At 62.4% G+C, this 17,108-nt stretch carries 15 protein-coding genes and 2 pseudogenes; 9 read left to right on the top strand and 8 right to left on the bottom strand.

Features of this window, described 5'->3' with window-relative positions; genetic code table 11:
- Positions 1-9 precede the first annotated feature (9 nt).
- A complete protein-coding gene (locus ACIP02_RS07265; RefSeq protein WP_400614662.1) occupies positions 10-1,485 on the bottom strand; it encodes a helicase HerA-like domain-containing protein in 1,476 nt (491 codons plus the stop codon).
- 168 nt (positions 1,486-1,653) lie between these two features.
- Here ACIP02_RS07265 and ACIP02_RS07260 point away from each other — a divergent pair.
- The 5 genes and pseudogenes from ACIP02_RS07260 to ACIP02_RS07240 all read left to right on the top strand — a co-directional run.
- A pseudogene (locus ACIP02_RS07260) lies at positions 1,654-2,670 on the top strand (cache domain-containing protein); the annotation flags it as partial.
- A 93-nt stretch (positions 2,671-2,763) separates the two neighbouring features.
- Positions 2,764-3,528 (top strand): methyl-accepting chemotaxis protein, encoded by a 765-nt coding sequence (locus ACIP02_RS07255; RefSeq protein WP_400615057.1) that lies wholly within the window; start codon positions 2,764-2,766, stop codon positions 3,526-3,528.
- A 245-nt stretch (positions 3,529-3,773) separates the two neighbouring features.
- Complete coding sequence (locus ACIP02_RS07250) at positions 3,774-4,895, top strand: glycosyltransferase family 4 protein (protein WP_400614659.1); 1,122 nt, start codon at positions 3,774-3,776, stop codon at positions 4,893-4,895.
- The gene (locus ACIP02_RS07245) at positions 4,888-5,652 is read left to right on the top strand and encodes a DUF2334 domain-containing protein (protein ID WP_400614657.1); all 765 of its coding nucleotides are present in this window, start codon (positions 4,888-4,890) and stop codon (positions 5,650-5,652) included. The genes ACIP02_RS07250 and ACIP02_RS07245 overlap by 8 nt, the downstream gene beginning before the upstream one ends.
- A complete protein-coding gene (locus ACIP02_RS07240; protein WP_400614655.1) occupies positions 5,649-6,641 on the top strand; it encodes a lysylphosphatidylglycerol synthase transmembrane domain-containing protein in 993 nt (330 codons plus the stop codon). Before ACIP02_RS07245 ends, ACIP02_RS07240 begins: the two co-directional genes overlap by 4 nt.
- Positions 6,642-6,933: 292 nt before the next feature.
- Here ACIP02_RS07240 and purU read toward each other — a convergent pair whose 3' ends face one another.
- Positions 6,934-7,785: a formyltetrahydrofolate deformylase gene (purU, locus tag ACIP02_RS07235; protein ID WP_110742665.1), complete on the bottom strand. Its 852-nt coding sequence runs from the start codon at positions 7,783-7,785 to the stop codon at positions 6,934-6,936.
- A gap of 283 nt (positions 7,786-8,068) precedes the next feature.
- Between purU and mvaT the strand changes: the two genes are divergently transcribed.
- A complete protein-coding gene (gene mvaT, locus ACIP02_RS07230) occupies positions 8,069-8,446 on the top strand; it encodes a histone-like nucleoid-structuring protein MvaT (protein WP_346642529.1) in 378 nt (125 codons plus the stop codon).
- A 74-nt stretch (positions 8,447-8,520) separates the two neighbouring features.
- Here mvaT and sbcB read toward each other — a convergent pair whose 3' ends face one another.
- The 3 genes from sbcB to ACIP02_RS07215 all read right to left on the bottom strand — a co-directional run bounded on the left by sbcB (position 8,521) and on the right by ACIP02_RS07215 (position 10,882).
- A complete protein-coding gene (sbcB, locus tag ACIP02_RS07225; RefSeq protein ID WP_400614651.1) occupies positions 8,521-9,954 on the bottom strand; it encodes an exodeoxyribonuclease I in 1,434 nt (477 codons plus the stop codon).
- Between the two features lie 58 nt (positions 9,955-10,012).
- Positions 10,013-10,372, bottom strand: a complete 360-nt coding sequence (locus ACIP02_RS07220; RefSeq protein WP_201202616.1) for a PilZ domain-containing protein — start codon at positions 10,370-10,372, stop codon at positions 10,013-10,015.
- Between the two features lie 123 nt (positions 10,373-10,495).
- Positions 10,496-10,882, bottom strand: a complete 387-nt coding sequence (locus tag ACIP02_RS07215; RefSeq protein ID WP_201202617.1) for a tetratricopeptide repeat protein — start codon at positions 10,880-10,882, stop codon at positions 10,496-10,498.
- A gap of 280 nt (positions 10,883-11,162) precedes the next feature.
- Between ACIP02_RS07215 and pyk the strand changes: the two genes are divergently transcribed.
- Positions 11,163-12,617 carry a pyruvate kinase gene (pyk, locus tag ACIP02_RS07210; protein WP_400614648.1) on the top strand — a complete coding sequence of 485 codons (1,455 nt, stop codon included), beginning with the start codon at positions 11,163-11,165 and terminating at the stop codon, positions 12,615-12,617.
- A 124-nt stretch (positions 12,618-12,741) separates the two neighbouring features.
- Here the strand turns inward: pyk and ACIP02_RS07205 are convergent, their stop codons facing one another.
- On the bottom strand, positions 12,742-13,662 hold the full coding sequence (locus ACIP02_RS07205) for an iron-sulfur-binding ferredoxin reductase (RefSeq protein WP_400614645.1): 921 nt from the start codon (positions 13,660-13,662) through the stop codon (positions 12,742-12,744).
- Between the two features lie 364 nt (positions 13,663-14,026).
- On the opposite strand from ACIP02_RS07205, the gene ACIP02_RS07200 reads away from it, so the two are divergent.
- Positions 14,027-15,550: a fumarate hydratase gene (locus ACIP02_RS07200; protein WP_136913127.1), complete on the top strand. Its 1,524-nt coding sequence runs from the start codon at positions 14,027-14,029 to the stop codon at positions 15,548-15,550.
- A 123-nt stretch (positions 15,551-15,673) separates the two neighbouring features.
- Here the strand turns inward: ACIP02_RS07200 and ACIP02_RS07195 are convergent.
- A pseudogene (locus ACIP02_RS07195) lies at positions 15,674-15,847 on the bottom strand (amidohydrolase); the annotation flags it as partial.
- A gap of 24 nt (positions 15,848-15,871) precedes the next feature.
- Positions 15,872-16,462: a GNAT family N-acetyltransferase gene (locus ACIP02_RS07190; RefSeq protein ID WP_400614642.1), complete on the bottom strand. Its 591-nt coding sequence runs from the start codon at positions 16,460-16,462 to the stop codon at positions 15,872-15,874.
- Positions 16,463-16,577: 115 nt separating this feature from the next.
- Between ACIP02_RS07190 and ACIP02_RS07185 the strand changes: the two genes are divergently transcribed.
- Positions 16,578-16,976: a nuclear transport factor 2 family protein gene (locus ACIP02_RS07185; protein WP_400614640.1), complete on the top strand. Its 399-nt coding sequence runs from the start codon at positions 16,578-16,580 to the stop codon at positions 16,974-16,976.
- The last annotated feature ends 132 nt before the right edge of the window (positions 16,977-17,108 follow it).

Genomic DNA, 17,108 nt, shown 5'->3' with positions numbered 1-17,108 from the left:
AGAGAGTCACTACTTTTTCTTGCCCCCCAACAACGACCCCATCAACCCACGCACCAACTGCCGCCCCAACTGATTAGCTGCCTGACGCACCGCCGATTTGATAGCCTGCCCCGCCGCACTCTGCAAGAATTCACCGGCTTTGTCGGCAAAGCTCTCTTCATCCGCCTTCGGTTGCGGCGCCGGCTCTACCGCCTCACCTTTACGCTGGGTGAGCATTTCATAGGCCGATTCACGGTCCACCGGCTTGTCATAGCGCCCGGCCAACGGCGAAGCCGTAATCAGCGCACTGCGCTCAGCCGCACTCAACGGCCCGATCCGCGACTGCGGCGGTGCCACCAGCACCCGCTGGACCATGGCCGGCGTGCCCTTCTCTTCCAGCGTACCCACCAACGCCTCGCCAATCCCGAGTTCGGTCAGCACCGCCAGGGTGTCGAATGCCGGGTTGGGGCGAAAGCCATCAGCCACGGCGCGCAGCGACTTCTGCTCCTTGGCAGTAAACGCCCGCAAGCCGTGCTGAATGCGCAAACCCAGCTGGGCCAACACCGCATCCGGCAAGTCGCCAGGCGACTGGGTAACGAAGTACACGCCAACCCCCTTGGAGCGGATCAGCCGCACTACTTGCTCCAGGCGGTCCTGCAGCGCCTTGGGCGTACCGTTGAACAGCAGGTGCGCCTCATCGAAAAACAACGCCAGCACCGGCTTGTCGGCATCGCCGCGTTCAGGCAACTGTTCGAACAACTCGGCCAGCAGCCACAACAGGAAGGTCGCGTACACCTTGGGGGCTTCATGCACCAGCCGGCTGGCATCGAGCAGGTGGATCCGGCCGCGGCCATCCGGGTCCGGGCGTAGCAGGTCTTCCAGCTGCAATGCCGGCTCGCCGAACAACGCCTCGGCGCCCTGTTGCTCCAGCGTCGCCAGCCGGCGCAGCAGGGCCTGGGTGGATGCCGCGGTCATCAGGGCACTGTCTTCACCGAGCAGTTGCGGGTTGTCCTTCAGGTGCGCGAGCAGCGCCTTGAGGTCCTTGAGGTCCAGCAACAACAGGCCCTCACGGTCGGCCACCTTGAACGCGGCATACAGCGCCGCCTGCTGGCTGTCGGTCAGTTCCAGCAAGTTGCCCAGCAGCAACGGCCCCATCTCGCTAAGGGTGGTGCGCAGCGGGTGGCCAGACTGCCCGGCGATATCCCACACGCTGACCGGGCAGCCCCGCGGCGTATGCCCCAGCCATGGCATGCCGGCAATGCGCTCGGCGACCTTGCCCTGCGGCGCACCGGCAGCGCCCAAACCGCAGAGGTCGCCTTTGACATCGGCGGCGAACACTGCCACCCCGGCATCACTGAACACCTCCGCCAGCCGCTGCAGGGTGACGGTCTTGCCAGTCCCCGTCGCCCCTGCCACCAGGCCGTGGCGGTTGGCCAGCCGCATTGCTTGCCCGACGGGCTGGCCATCAGGGCCTGCGCCTACAACGATGGTGGAATTTTCCGACATCTCTTAATCCTCTGCTCAAGCTTTAGCTTAATTCGGCCGATACCTTTGGGTCATATTCGCCTTAATAGAGAGGAACAACCGAAAAGGGAATTTTCGGGATGTTGCACTGCCTTGCGGCTCTACGCGTGCGAACGCCTGATATAAAACCTTAGCGGAACCGATTACGCCATGAACAAAAGCCTTCGTTTCAGCCACAAGATTCTTTTGGCGGCTTCACTGATCGTGATACTCGCCTTCAGCCTTTTCACCCTCTACAACGATTACCTCCAGCGTAATGCGATCCGCGAGGACCTGGAAAACTATCTGGCTGAAATGGGCACCTCCACTTCGACCAACATCCGCAACCTGTTCGAAGGGCGTATCAAACTGGTGGAAAACCTGGCGCAGAACATTGCCCAGAGCCCGGCCAATGCTGAAACCCTCATGGGCCAGAATGCGCTGATTTCCAGTTTCCTCACTGTTTACCTGGGCAAGGTTGATGGCGGCTTCAGCGTGCGCCCAGATTCGAAAATGCCCGATGGATATGACCCGCGCACCCGGCCCTGGTACAGAGATGGCATGAATGCCAGCGGGGCAACCCTGACCGAGCCGTACATCGACATGACCACCAACAAGATGGTCATCGGCATCCTCAGCAAGGTCTCCAGCAGTGTCGGCGTGGTGGGCGGCGACCTGGCACTGGACGGCCTGGTGCAAATCATCAACTCGCTGAACTTCGGTGGCATGGGCTACGCCTTCCTGGTCAACGACCAGGGCAAGATCCTGGTGCACCCGGACAAAGACCTGGTGATGAAGTCGCTGTCGGACCTGTTCCCGCAACACACCCCGAAGCTTTCCAGCGAGCTGACCGAAGTGCAGGGCGATGGCCAGGCCCGCTTGCTGAGCTTCACCCCGATCAGCGGCCTGCCGTCGGCCAACTGGTACATCGGCCTGTCGGTGGACAAGGACAAGGCCTTCTCGATGCTCAGCACCTTCCGCACCTCGGCGGTGATCGCCACGGTCGTGGCGGTGGTGATCATCATCGGCCTGCTTGGCCTGCTGATCCGCGTACTGATGCAGCCGTTGCACACCATGACCCGTGCCATGGAAGACATCGCTGAAGGTGAAGGCGACCTGACCAAGCGCCTGCGCATCCACAACCACGACGAATTCGGCGTCCTCGGCAACGCCTTCAACCGCTTCGTCGAGCGTATCCATGGCAGCATCCGCGAAGTGTCCTCGGCCACCGAGCAGGTCAACGAAGTCGCCTTGCGGGTCATCAGCGCCTCGAATTCGTCGATGACCAACTCCGACGAGCAGTCCAACCGCACCAACAGCGTGGCCGCCGCCATCAACGAGCTGGGCGCCGCCGCCCAGGAAATTGCCGGTAACGCCGCCCAGGCTTCGCAGCACGCCAGCTCCGCACGCTTGCTGGCCGAAGAAGGCCAGCAAGTGGTCGAGCGCAACATTGCCGCGATGAACCGCCTGTCGGACCTGATCGTCACCTCCAGCGAGCACATCGAAACCCTGAACAGCAAGACCGTGAACATCGGCCAGATCCTTGAAGTGATCACCAGCATCTCCCAGCAGACCAACCTGCTGGCGCTGAACGCCGCCATCGAAGCGGCCCGCGCCGGTGAAGCCGGGCGTGGTTTTGCCGTGGTTGCCGATGAAGTGCGCAACCTGGCACACCGCACCCAGGAGTCGGCGCAGCAGGTGCAGACCATGATCGAAGAACTGCAGGTGGGCGCCCGCGATTCGGTCGAGACCATGGACCAGAGCCAGCGTCACAGCCAGGACAGCGTGCAGATCGCCAACCAGGCCGGTGAGCGCCTGGACAGCGTGACTGTGCGCATCGGCGAGATCGACGGCATGAACCAGTCGGTTGCCACCGCCACGGAGGAGCAGACCGCCGTGGTCGAGGCAATCAACATGGACATCAACGAAATCAACATGCTCAACCAGGAAGGCGTGGAGAACCTGCAAGCGACCTTGCGGGCGTGCTCCGACCTGGAGAAGCAGGCTGGCCGCCTGAAGCATCTGGTGGGCAGTTTCCGTATCTGACCGTCAGGCTGAGTCGCTTGCTTCGCGGGTAAACCCGCTCCTGCAGGATCTCCACCACCCTTGAATGCGTGGTGATCCCTGTAGGAGCGGGTTCACCCGCGAAGATGCCCACACAGCTGCCCCTGCCATCCCCGTTCCCACCCAACTCCGATCGAACAAACTATTCTTCTGAAAGGTCAACCTTTAGGCGCGTCATCGCCGGCAAGTTACCGCTTGATGACACACCCGAAGACGATCCCGGAGGGATGCTGATCGTGCACATCGCCGACATCACCATGTTCTACGCCCCGGCCAGCGGTGGCGTACGTACCTATCTTGATGCCAAACATCACCGTCTCGAAGCCATTCAGGGTGTACGCCACAGCCTGTTGATTCCCGGTGCCAGCGCCCACAACGCCGATGGTATCTACCACGTGCCGGCGCCCCCCTTGCCGTTCGGCAAGGGTTATCGCTTTCCGGTACGCCTGGCCCCCTGGTGCAAGACACTACGCACACTCAAGCCCGACCTGATCGAAGTCGGCGACCCCTACCTGACCGCCTGGGCGGCGCTGGAGGCGCGGCGCCAGCTCGATGTGCCGGTCATCGGTTTCTACCATTCCGATCTGCCCTTGCTGGTGAGCAACCGCATGGGCAACTGGTTTACGCCGAATGTAGAGGCCTATGTCAGCAAGCTGTACGGCAATTTCGACCGGGTGCTGGCCCCCAGCCAGGTCATGGCCGACAAGCTGCGCCGGCTGGGTGTGCGTGACGTGCATGTACAGCGCCTGGGCGTAGACCTGGCCACCTTCAACCCCGCACGGCGCGACCCACGCCTGCGCGCCGAACTGGGCATTGCCGACACCAGCCGCCTGCTGATCTATGCCGGCCGAGGCTCGCGGGAAAAGAACCTGCCGGTGCTGCTCGACTGCATACAACAGCTTGGCAGCCCCTACCATTTGTTGCTGGTGGGCTCGAACATGCCGGCCAACGTGCCGAACAACGTCAGCGTGATCGACCACTTCTGCCCTGCCGCGGAGGTCGCGCGGTTCATGGCCAGCGCCGACCTGTTGGTGCATGCGGGCGATCAGGAAACCTTCGGCCTGGTCATTCTCGAAGCCATGGCCAGCGCCACACCGGTGGTAGCCGTGCGCGCCGGTGCCTTTGGCGAAATCATCAACGAACAGTGCGGCCGCCTGTGCGCGCCCAACGATGGCCGCGCCATGGCAGCGGCCGTACGCGAGGCGTTCGAGGCCGGTACACGCAAACTCGGTGTGCAGGCCCGGCACCACGTGGAGCAGCACTACGCGTGGGACAACGTGGTCAACGGCCTGCTGCAGCACTACCAGGCCGTGCTGGGTCACCAGCCACAGGTACGCGCCCATGCTTGAGCCACTGCCGCCATCGCGCAGCCTGATGCTGGTGCTGCACGATGTCGCGCCCGAGACCTGGTCCGACTACCAGCCCTTTGTCCAGGCCGTCGACGCCATCGGCGGCGTACCCATGACCTGGCTGGTGGTGCCGGACTTTCACCAGCGCAACCCGCTGCTGCGCTCACCGGCTTTCTGCCGCCTACTGGAACGGCGCCTGGCCCAAGGCGACGAGCTGGCCCTGCACGGCTATTTCCATGCCGACAATGGCCCGCCACCCCGTACGCCCGGTGAATACTTCATGCGCCGCATCTACACCCATGAGGGCGAGTTCTTCGGCCTCGACCGGCAACAGGCGTTGCAGCGCCTGGAGCACGGCCTGGCGCTGTTCGACCAGCAGGGTTGGCCGGTGGCAGGCTTCGTCGCGCCGGCCTGGTTGATGAGCGAAGGCACCCGCCAGGCGCTGCGCAGCCTGCCGCTGCGCTACACCAGCACGCCACAGCACCTGTACCGCCTGCCCGACTTCACGGCCATCAAGGCACCGGGGCTGGTATGGAGCGCCCGCAGTGCCTGGCGCCGAGGGTTGTCGCGGGTACTGTGCGACTGGCAATGCCGGCGCTGGCACAACGCCGAGACCCTGCGCTTGGGCCTGCACCCGGTGGACATGCGCCATCGCACCTCCCGCGAGTACTGGCTGAACACCTTGCGCACCCTGCTGGCACAAGGCCGTGAGCCACTGACCAAATCGGCCTGGCTGGACCGCCAGGCGAAAGCATGAACCGCCTGGCCTGGCTTGGCCTGGCACTGCTCGGTGCGGTGCTGGTACCCACCCTGCTGGGTGGCAGCGAGCTGCTGCCCAGGCTGAAAGGCTTCGAGCCCGGCCTGTTGCTGACGCTGTTGGGCATGATCCTGCTGTGCTGGGTGATCAATGCCATCCGCCTGCGCCTGCTGCTCGGCCAGCAAGGTGAAAGGCTTGGGCGCATGCGTAGCCTGGGCGTGGTGATGGCCACCGAATTCGCCATTTGCACCACGCCCGGGGGTAGCGGCGGCCCGTTGACCCTCATGGCTCTGCTTGCGCGTGAACGCATCGGCCCGGCGCACAGTGGCGCCGTGTTCGCCATGGACCAGCTCAACGACTTGCTGTTCTTCTTCTGCGCCATGCTGGCGATTGCCGGCTATGCGCTGTTCCACAGCCTGGGTCGCAGCCAGGAAAGCATGCTACTGGGCAGTGCATTGCTGCTGTGCACGGCGCTGGCCGGGGTAATCGGCCTGATGCGCTATCGACGCGTGGTGATGCGCGTAAATGGCAAGCTGCTGCAGCGCGTGGGCGTCGGCAGGCAGCGTCAACGGCGTTGGGCACGCAAGGTGCTGCATTTCATCGACGCACTGGCGCAAACCTGGCGCCTGCCCAAACGCACGCTGGCAATGGTGTTCACCTTGACCTGTGCGCACTGGAGCTTGCGCTACAGCGTGTTGTACCTGGTATTGCGCGGGCTGGGCGTGGATTTGGCGTGGATCCCCAGCTTCCTGGTGCAGATGCTGTCACTCAGTGCTGGGCAGTTCAGCCTGCTGCCGGGTGGGGCGGGAGCCGCCGAGCTGACTTCGGCCAGCCTGCTGACGCCACTGGTGGGCAGTTCGACCGCCGCGGCGGCGATCCTGATATGGCGGGCGGTTACTTACTACTTTTATCTGCTCGCGGGTGGGCCGGTGTTCGTGTGCCTGCTGGCGCGTCCGCTGCTGGAGCGCTGGCGGCGTCAGGCGGGTTGAGCTGTTGCCAGAGTTCGGCGGCGCCGGGGAAGTCGGTGCCGTCGGTGTCGGCCAGGGCTTCGGGGTCGTAGCGTGCCAGGCAACCTTCGCCCAGGGTGGGTGGGGGTGAGGCGGTGGGTTGGTTGCGTTGCTTTGCCACTGTAGTACCCCTCAAGATCGCCGGGGGCGCGTTGCGCCCCATCGCGACACAAGGCCGCTCCTACACAAAGCACGGCGTACACCTTGTAGGAGCGGCCTTGCGTCGCGATGGGCTGCCAAGCAGCCCCAAAATCTCACAGGCAACCCGACTGTATCAGTCAAACACCACCGTCTTGTTGCCATGCACAAGCACGCGGTCTTCCAGGTGATAACGCAGGCCACGGGCCAGTACCATCTTCTCCACGTCACGGCCAAAGCGGACCATGTCCTCGATGCTGTCGGCATGGCTGACACGTACCACGTCCTGCTCGATGATCGGGCCGGCGTCCAGCTCTTCGGTGACGTAGTGGCAGGTTGCACCGATCAGCTTCACGCCACGCAGGGACGCCTGGTGATACGGCTTGGCACCCACGAACGAGGGCAGGAAGCTGTGGTGGATGTTGATCACCTTCTCGGCATAATCCCGGCACAGTTGCGGCGGCAGGATTTGCATGTAGCGGGCCAGCACCACCACGTCGGCAGCATGTTCCTCGACCAGGCGCGACACTTCGGCAAACGCCGGGGCTTTGTCCTTGGGGTCAACCGGTACATGGAAGAACGGAATACCGTGCCACTCGACCATGCTGCGCAGGTCGTTGTGGTTGGAGATCACGCAAGGGATCTCGCAGTCCAGCTCGTCGGTGTGCCAGCGGTGCAGCAGGTCGGCCAGGCAGTGCGACTCACGGCTGGCCATCAATACCACGCGTTTTTTCTGCGCCGAGTCGGTCACGCGCCAGGTCATGGAAAACTCTTCAGCGATCGGTGCAAAGGCCTCGCGGAAGGCTTCGATACCGAACGGCAGTGATTCAGCGCGGATTTCATGACGCATGAAGAACCAACCACTCTGCTCATCGGAGTGGTGGCTGGCTTCGTTGATCCAGCCATTGTACAAGGCCAGGAAATTACTGACTTTCGCCACGATGCCTACACGGTCGGGGCAGGCGATCACCAGACGATAGGTGCGCATGAATGAGACTCCAGAACTTCGCAAAGGCGCTCATTCTAGCGGCACACCAGGAAAAACGCAGTATTGATTGCAGCGAGGGCGGTCTGTGTAGCCAGCGCGCTGCACTGCGGGCAATGTCTGACAGACATGACCAACGTCACGGCGCTTATGTAAATTTTTGTTCACCTGAGAAATATTGTCACAGCTTAATTAACAGTTAACTGCCCAATATTATGTTTACTTGCGAGTATCGGCTGTCTATTATTGCCCCACACATTTCCGAACACGCATTAAGGAACACTCCATGTCCCTGATCAACGAGTACCGCGCTACCGAAGAAGCCATCAAGGAACTTCAGGCCCGCCTGGCCAACCTGTCGCAGGATGACAAGCTGAAGAAAGAACTGGAGTTCGAAGGCAAACTGCGCACCCTGATGGGCGAGTACTCCAAGTCGCTGCGCGACGTGATTGCCCTGCTCGACCCAGAGTCGAAATTGAGCAAAGCACCCCGTGGTGCGGTCAAGACTGTTGCCACCAAGCGTGCGCGCAAGGTCAAGCAATACAAGAACCCGCACAACGGTGAAGTGATCGAAACCAAAGGCGGCAACCACAAGACCCTGAAAGAGTGGAAAGCCACTTGGGGCGGCGACGTGGTTGAAAGCTGGGCTACTCTGCTGGACTGATTGTCCACCTACGCCTTTGCTTGTCGCAAAAGAAAACGCCGGCACATTGCCGGCGTTTTTTGTTTGCCTGGCTTTCAGGCAATAGCAAACTGTTGCTGCAATTGCCGAGCATGCACTTGCCAGGCATCCAGCACTCGCCTGCCCGCCTCGTCGGCGCCCTCCCAGGCTTGCTGACGCGCCTGTTCGAAGTCACCCAGGGTATTCGGTGCGCCCCATTGCGGGTCGCTCAGGCGCTGCTGGCAGAAGCCCTGCCAACGCTGTCGCTCTTCGTGGCTCAAGGTGTCAGGGAAGTTACGTGCCCGATAACGGAACAACAGTTCAGGCAGCCGCGGATCATCGAACATCCAGTGCCCACTGCCCAACTGTGCAGGGTCCAGCGTACGAACTTGCTCGCACAAGCGCCGGTCGCGATCACCGATAAAACCCTCATACAACTGCTGTTCCGGGTCGTCACTCGGGGCAAAGTCTTCCTTGCCGTAGATGTGCTCCAGCTTGTCTTGCCATTGCGCCTGTTGATTGGCCAACTGTTCGCCGCGCAATTGTAACAACGTCAAGTCGAGGCCCAATCGTTGTTGATCGACCGGGCGCAATACCGACAGCGGCGCCAGTACCGGACAACGATTGATCTGCACCAGTTTCAGCGGAACCGGTAATTCACCTTCGGCCAATTCATCATGTCGGGTGTACAAGCGCTGACGCAGAACTTCAGCACTTTCCCTTAGTAACGGTAGGGTTTCCTGATGCAAGTCGCACACAATCAGTGCATTGCGATTGCGCGGGTGCCAGGCCAGCGGCAATACCACGCCCAGGTAATTACGCGCCGCCGAAAAGCGCCCGGAAATATGTACCAGCGGCTGCAGCAGGCGGACCTGTTCCATCACTTTATGCTTGCTGCGCAACTGGAACAGCCAGTCATACAACTTGGGCTGTTTCTGCCGGATCAGGCGGGCCAGGGCGATGGTTGCCCGCACGTCGGAAAGCGCTTCGTGGGCATGCCCGTGGTCAATGTCATTGGCCTTGCTCAACAGTTCCAGGCGCAGGCTGGTGCGCCCGTCCTGCTGCGGCCATTGAAGACCATCAGGGCGCAAGGCATAGGCGGTGCGCACAATGTCGATCAGGTCCCAGCGGCTGTTGCCGCCCTGCCACTCACGGGCATAGGGGTCGAAAAAATTGCGGTACAGGCTGTAGCGGGTTACTTCGTCATCGAAGCGCAGCGTGTTGTAGCCGGCGCCGCAGGTGCCCGGCTGCGCCAGTTGCGCATGCACCCGGGTCATGAACTCGGCTTCGCACAGGCCCTGTTCGGCCAGCAACTGCGGGGTGATACCGGTCACGAGGCAGGCTGCCGGGTGCGGCAGGATATCGTCCGAAGGCCGGCAATAAAGGCTGATCGGCTCGTCGATCTCGTTGAGGTCGAAGTCGGTGCGCAGGCCGGCCACCTGCAGCGGCCGGTCACAGCGCGGGTTGATGCCGGTGGTTTCGTAGTCGTGCCAGAAAATGCTGGAGGTCACGGGGTCGTCCTGTATCAAGGTCGACCCGAATTCTAGCGCGATTCTGCAACGCCAAGGCTCAGGCAGAGGCGTTGGCCGGGCGGAAGCTGAAATAGTCGCGCAGCGAACGGACGAAATCATCGTACTCGCGCGGTGCCTGCAGCAGCATGAACCCCGAATCGTAATGCCCGGGGGTCTGGTCTTCGCTGCACCACAGGCAGCTGGCAGTGAGGTTGACGAACTGGTGGCCGCCGCCGACCAGCGGCATGCGCAACTGCAGCTCGTAATCGGGCCCAACCAGCACGGGTAGCTGGCTAATGACCATCAAACCGTCTTCGGAGGCATTGCCCAGCTGGCCGATCTCCTGACCGGTAAAGCGGTTGAACACCTTGAGGACACAAGGCAGCTGATGGCGTTCGATATGGCGCTTGTTGAACATGATCGCGGGTGTATTCCGTACCTGGTGCCAGGAATACAAGGTACTGGCGGTTGTTGTAACAGCTGAGTTACAGATTAGCGCAGCGCGCGCTGCAAATCTCGTGAAATAAACCACACCTTGGTGTTAGCGCCAAGGTGCGGTCGTCACCGGGCTGGCCACAGCCGCTTCGCTGCCGCGCAAGTGGCCTAGTTTTTCCAGCGTCTGCAGACGTGCCTGGGCCCGGTAGGCGTACTCGTTGCGCGGGTACTGCTGGATCAGGTACTGGTAGGTCTGCGCAGCATCCACATACAACGCCTGGCGTTCCAGGCACTGGCCACGCAGCAGCGACACCTCGGGGTGGATGAACGGGCGTGCGCGGCTGGTGCGGTCGACCTGCGACAGTTCAAGCATGACCCGCGCACAATCGCCACGGTCGTAGGCGCGGTAGGCATTGTTCAGGTGGTGGTCCATGGACCAGCGGGTGCAGCCGGTGGCGCTGACGGCCAGGGCTAAAACGATCAGGGCTCGCATGGGGATCTCCTTTGATGGGAAGTATATCGGCTTGGAGTGGGTTTTCTTCAATCGCGAGCTGCAAGCTGCAAGCTGCAAGCTGCAAGCTGCAAGCGGCAAGAAAAAGCAGCGTATGCGCCGCTCGCGCTTTTACTTGTAGCTTGCCGCTTGTAGCTTGCAGCTGCCCGTTTGTAGCTTGCAGCTGCCCTATCCCGGAAGGTCGCAGGTAGTGCAACGGAACAATGACTACAGCGAGATTCAGGAGTAGCCTTTCGCTGCGCTTCACTATAGGAGTCTGTGCATGAGCATCCGCCGTACCAAAATCGTCGCCACCCTTGGCCCCGCCAGCAACTCGCCGGAAGTGATCGAACAGCTGATCCTCGCCGGCCTGGACGTGGCACGCCTGAACTTCTCCCACGGCACTCCGGACGAGCACAAGGCCCGCGCGCGCCTGATTCGTGAGATCGCCGCCAAGAACGGCCGCCATGTTGCACTGCTGGGCGACCTGCAGGGTCCGAAGATCCGCATCGCCAAGTTCGCCAACAAGCGCATCGAATTGAAAATCGGTGACAAATTCACCTTCTCCACCGCCCACCCGCTGACCGAAGGCAACCAGGACATCGTCGGTATCGACTACCCCGACCTGGTCAAGGACTGCGGCGTCGGTGACGAACTGCTGCTCGACGATGGCCGCGTGGTCATGCGCGTCGAAACCGCCACCGCCGATGCCCTGCACTGCGTGGTGATCATTGGTGGCCCGCTGTCGGACCACAAAGGCATCAACCGCAAAGGTGGCGGCCTGACCGCACCGGCCCTGACCGAAAAAGACAAGGCCGACATCAAGCTGGCCGCGGAAATGGACCTGGACTACCTGGCCGTGTCGTTCCCGCGTGACGCCAGCGACATGGAATACGCGCGCAAGCTGCGTGACGAGTCCGGCGGCAGCGCCTGGCTGGTGGCCAAGATCGAACGCGCCGAAGCGGTTGCCGACGACGAGACCCTGGACAAGCTGATCCTTGCCTCCGACGCCGTCATGGTTGCCCGTGGTGACCTGGGCGTGGAAATCGGCGACGCCGAGCTGATCGCCATCCAGAAGAAGATCATCCAGCACGCCCGCCGCAACAACAAGGCGGTGATCGTGGCGACCCAGATGATGGAGTCGATGATCCAGAACCCGATGCCGACCCGTGCCGAAGTGTCCGACGTGGCCAACGCCGTGCTCGACAACACCGACGCGGTGATGCTGTCGGCCGAGAGTGCTGCAGGTTCCTACCCGATCGAAGCCGTACAGGCCATGGCCCGTATCTGCTCGGGCGCCGAAAAGCACCCGACCAGCCAGAAGTCCAGCCACCGCCTGCACACCACCTTCGAGCGCTGCGACGAGAGCATCGCCTTGGCGGCCATATACACCGCCAACCACTTCCCGGGCGTGAAAGCGATCATCGCCCTGACCGAAAGTGGCTACACCCCGCTGATCATGTCGCGCCTGCGTTCGCACGTGCCGATCTACGCGCTGTCGCCGCACCGCGCTACTCAGGCCCGGGCCAACATGTTCCGTGGCGTCTACCCGATTGCCTTCGACCCGGCTTCGCTGCCGGCCGACAAGGTCAGCCAGGCAGCCGTCGACGAACTGCTCAAGCGTGGCCTGGTGGAGCAAGGTGACTGGGTGATCCTGACCAAGGGTGACAGCTACCACACCATCGGTGGCACCAATGGCATGAAGATCCTGCATGTGGGTGATCCGCTGGTTGGTTGATCTGCTGCTCTGATGGGGCCGCTTTGCGGCCATCGCGACACAAGGCCGCTCCTACAGGGGTTACGCATTACCCTGTAGGAGCGGCCTTGTGTCGCGAAAGGAGGGCGAAGCCCTCCCAGCATTCTCAAACATGCTCAACGAACACATCAGCAAACACCTGCCCCCGCGGCACCCCGGCAATAAACAGCCGCCGGGCAAACCGCTCGACACTCCCCGGCGCACCACACACTAGCGCTACCGTCTGCCGCGATGACGGCCGCAACCCGGCCAGCGCTTCCTCAAGCCGCTCCGCCAGCACCAACTCCACCTTAACCCCTGACAACTGCAACAGCGGTTCCGCCAGATAGTGCCCGGCCAGGTCCCGCGCCACATGCACAAGCCTTATCTCGCCCTGATGGCCCTGCCGCAATGCCTCGCGCAAGATGCCCCACAGTGGCGCCAGCCCGGTACCCGCTGCCAACAGCCACAGCGGTCGGTTCTGCCAGTCGGGGTCGTAGTGCAACGCGCCACCTCTCAGCTCACCCAGACGCATCTCATCGCCCACCTGCAGCCCACGCGCCTGGTCACAAAAAGCACCAGGTCGCCGGCAGTCGATATGGAACTCAAGCTGATCATCCTCACCCGGCAAGCTGGCCAGCGAATACGGCCGTGCGACTTCGCCAAGCCACAGCACCACATGCTGACCGGCCTGATAGCGCAACGCTCGTTCGGGCTTCAAGCGCAATCGCAAGACATCGCCAAACCAGTCCAACCCGCTGATCCTGGCCGGCACGCCATCGCGCCGTGGATCGAACAGTGCTACCTGCAGGTTCTCGACCACCCGGCACTGGCAGGCCAGGCGCCAGCCCTGGGCATGCTTGTCCAGGACCAAGGCTTCGGGCAGGGCGTCCAGCGGCTGCCCAGCCTGACAATGCACAAGGCAGGCATGGCAGCTGCCGGCGCGGCAACTGTAGGGCACATTAAGCCCGGCCTCGTTCAGGGCATCGAGCAGGTTGCTGCCGGTCGGCACCGCCCAGCGGCGCTCGCCCACGCAAAGTTCGGGCATGTTCAGGTATCTCTTCCAGCTTCAGAGTGTTGGGGGCGCTCTGCGCCCCGATCGCGACGCAAGGCCGCTGCTACAGGAGATCGCGGTCAATTGTAGGAGCGGCCTTGTGTCGCGATCCGGCTGCGCAGCAGCCCCATCGATTTTAAGGCCTGTCACATGAGTCAGCAGCAAAAAGGATGCCTGGCGCCCAACCGACCATGGTCCAGACCACTCGCAGGTGTTTCACGCGGTGAGGCACGCTATACTGCCGCGCCCTTTTGCGTCGGCCATGCTGCCGGCGCGCCTTTGCAAGGCGTTTCGACATGCTGGTCGGCACCGTCGAGCGTCTCTATGAATGTTCCCGTCTTTAAGAGGAGCGCGCTGCATGACCGTGATCAAGCAAGACGACCTGATTCAGAGCGTCGCCGATGCCCTGCAATTCATCTCGTACTACCACCCCGTCGATTTCATCCAGGCCATGCACGAGGCCTATCTGCGTGAAGAGTCGCCAGCTGCGCGCGACTCCATCGCCCAGATCCTGATCAACTCGCGCATGTGCGCCACCGGCCACCGCCCGATCTGCCAGGACACCGGTATCGTCACCGTGTTCGTGCGCGTGGGCATGGACGTACGCTGGGACGGCGCTACCCTGAGCGTCGACGACATGATCAACGAAGGTGTGCGTCGCGCCTATAACCTGCCTGAAAACGTCCTGCGCGCCTCGATCCTGGCCGACCCGGCCGGTGCCCGCAAGAACACCAAGGACAACACCCCGGCAGTGATCCACTACTCCATCGTCCCCGGCGACAAGGTCGAGGTCGATGTCGCCGCCAAGGGCGGCGGCTCGGAGAACAAGTCGAAGATGGCCATGCTGAACCCGTCCGACTCGATCGTCGACTGGGTGCTGAAGACCGTGCCGACCATGGGCGCTGGCTGGTGCCCGCCTGGCATGCTCGGCATCGGCATCGGCGGTACCGCCGAGAAGGCCGCAGTCATGGCCAAGGAAGTGTTGATGGAGTCCATCGACATCCATGAGCTGAAAGCCCGTGGCCCGCAGAACCGCCTGGAAGAAATCCGCCTGGAGCTGTTCGAGAAGGTCAACCAGCTGGGCATCGGTGCCCAGGGCCTGGGTGGCCTGACCACCGTGCTCGACGTCAAGATCATGGACTACCCGACCCACGCCGCCTCGCTGCCGGTGTGCATGATCCCCAACTGCGCCGCCACCCGCCACGCCCATTTCGTGCTCGATGGCTCCGGCCCGGCCGAGCTGGAAGCGCCGTCGCTGGACGCTTACCCGGAAATCGTCTGGGAAGCTGGCCCGAGCGCCCGTCGCGTCAACCTCGACGACATCACCCCGGAAGAAGTCGCCAGCTGGAAGCCAGGCGAAACCATCCTGCTCAACGGCAAGATGCTGACCGGCCGCGACGCCGCGCACAAGCGCATGGTCGAAATGCTCAACCGCGGTGAAGAACTGCCGGTGGACTTGAAAGGCCGCTTCATCTACTACGTCGGCCCGGTCGACCCGGTCGGTGACGAAGTGGTAGGCCCGGCTGGCCCAACCACCGCGACCCGCATGGACAAGTTCACCCGCCAGATCCTCGAGCAGACTGGCCTGCTGGGCATGATCGGCAAGTCCGAGCGTGGCCCGACCGCGATCGAAGCGATCAAGGACAATAAGGCCGTGTACCTGATGGCCGTGGGCGGCGCTGCCTACCTGGTGGCCCAGGCCATCCGCAAGTCGAAGGTTCTGGCCTTCGCCGAGCTGGGCATGGAAGCGATCTACGAGTTCGAGGTCAAGGACATGCCGGTAACTGTTGCCGTAGACAGCAACGGTGAGTCGGTACACATCACTGGCCCAGCCCTGTGGCAGAACAAGATTGCCCAGAGCCTGGCCGTTGAAGTGAAGTAAGCCTGGATGTAACCGTGTCGCCTGCTTCGCGGGTGAACCCGCTCCCACAGGGACCCCACAGGTTTCGAGACCTGTGATGTTGCTGTGGGAGCGGGTTCACCCGCGAAGAGGCCCTCCCTGTTTTCACAGAATCCGGTCAAACTGCTCCGGCCAGTCTCTACGGGTAAACACTTGCCCTTCCTGCCTCACCCGCCGCACCTTCTCAAGATCCACCTCACACACCAGCCACTGGCTGCTCTGCGGGTTCAACGCCTCACTCAACGCCACCACCCCGTCCCCCGGCATCCAGCTCGACGGCGTACTGGCAGGCCGCAAGACGGATCAAACCGGCAGCTCCTTGGTCCAGAACGACATCAGCTTGTCGGAGCTTTCCGCCTCGTCGAGGTCGCGCCAGGCATAACGGGTGCGCAGCGACGGATCGTGCAGGAAGCCGCGGTTGCGCCAGAAACCGTGCAACGGTTTGTAATCGGCCGGACGGCGTGGGTGAACGCCTGGCCGCTCTACGGCGCAGAACGCGCAGTAATCGAACTCGGCCAATTTGTGTGCGTAGGACTCGCGCTCGATGAAAAAGCGCACGCCCAGGCCCTGGCCACGGTACTCCGGCAATACCAGCGATTCACCGAAGTAATACACGCTGGCCGGGTCGCGGCCCTGGGCCAGGAATGGCTGCTGGAATTGCGGCGCAACATCCACCAGCGGCAGGCCGGTAGATGCGCCGACCACCTTGCCGTCGTCCAGCGCCAGCACCACCAGGCTGCGCCCGGAACGGGCATAGCTGGCCAGGTAGTCGGCTTCGTACTCCGGGGTGCCGTCGTACAGGTAGGGAAACTCGCGAAACACCGTTAAGCGCAGGCGAGCGAGGTCATCGATGTAAGGCGCGATAGCGGCGCCGTGCAACAGGCGTATTTCCATGCTTGGCGGTCGTTTTGTCGATGTGGATGACGCGCTCGGCTAAGCCGGGCTTGAGGGGAAACCCTATCATCCGGGGCAACGACCCGCCTTTTCCCTACACGACAGGTATTGTTCCATGACCGCTACCGAACTGGTAAATGCTTACTATGCCGCCTTCAACGCTGGCGACATGCCGGGCTTTCTGGCGCTGCTGAGCGAGGACGTGATTCACGACATCAACCAGGGTGAGCGGCAGATGGGCAAGGCCAGGTTTGCGGCGTTCATGGACAAGATGAACCGCTGCTACCGCGAGCGGCTGGCCGATATCGTGGTGATGCAGAACGCCGAAGGCAGCCGCGCGGCGGCGGAGTTCACCGTACACGGTGAGTACCTGGCTGATGATGAGGGGTTGCCGGCGGCCAACGGGCAGACCTACGTGTTGCCGGCGGGGGCGTTCTTCTACATTCACTGCGGCAAGATTGCCCGGGTGACCAACTATTACAACCTCAATGACTGGATTGAACAAGTCGGTTAAGCCTGGCAGGGGTGTATTGCCTGTACTGGCCTCTTCGCGGGTAAACCCGCTCCTACAAAGAATTGTGATTGATGTAGGAGCGGGTTCACCCGCGAAGAGGCCAGTGCAGGTAATTCAGATTCCCACAGCATC

This window comes from Pseudomonas sp. NPDC089408 (genome assembly GCF_044749445.1).
Classification (GTDB): Bacteria; Pseudomonadota; Gammaproteobacteria; order Pseudomonadales; family Pseudomonadaceae; genus Aquipseudomonas.
This window is presented reverse-complemented; position numbering and strand designations above follow the sequence as displayed.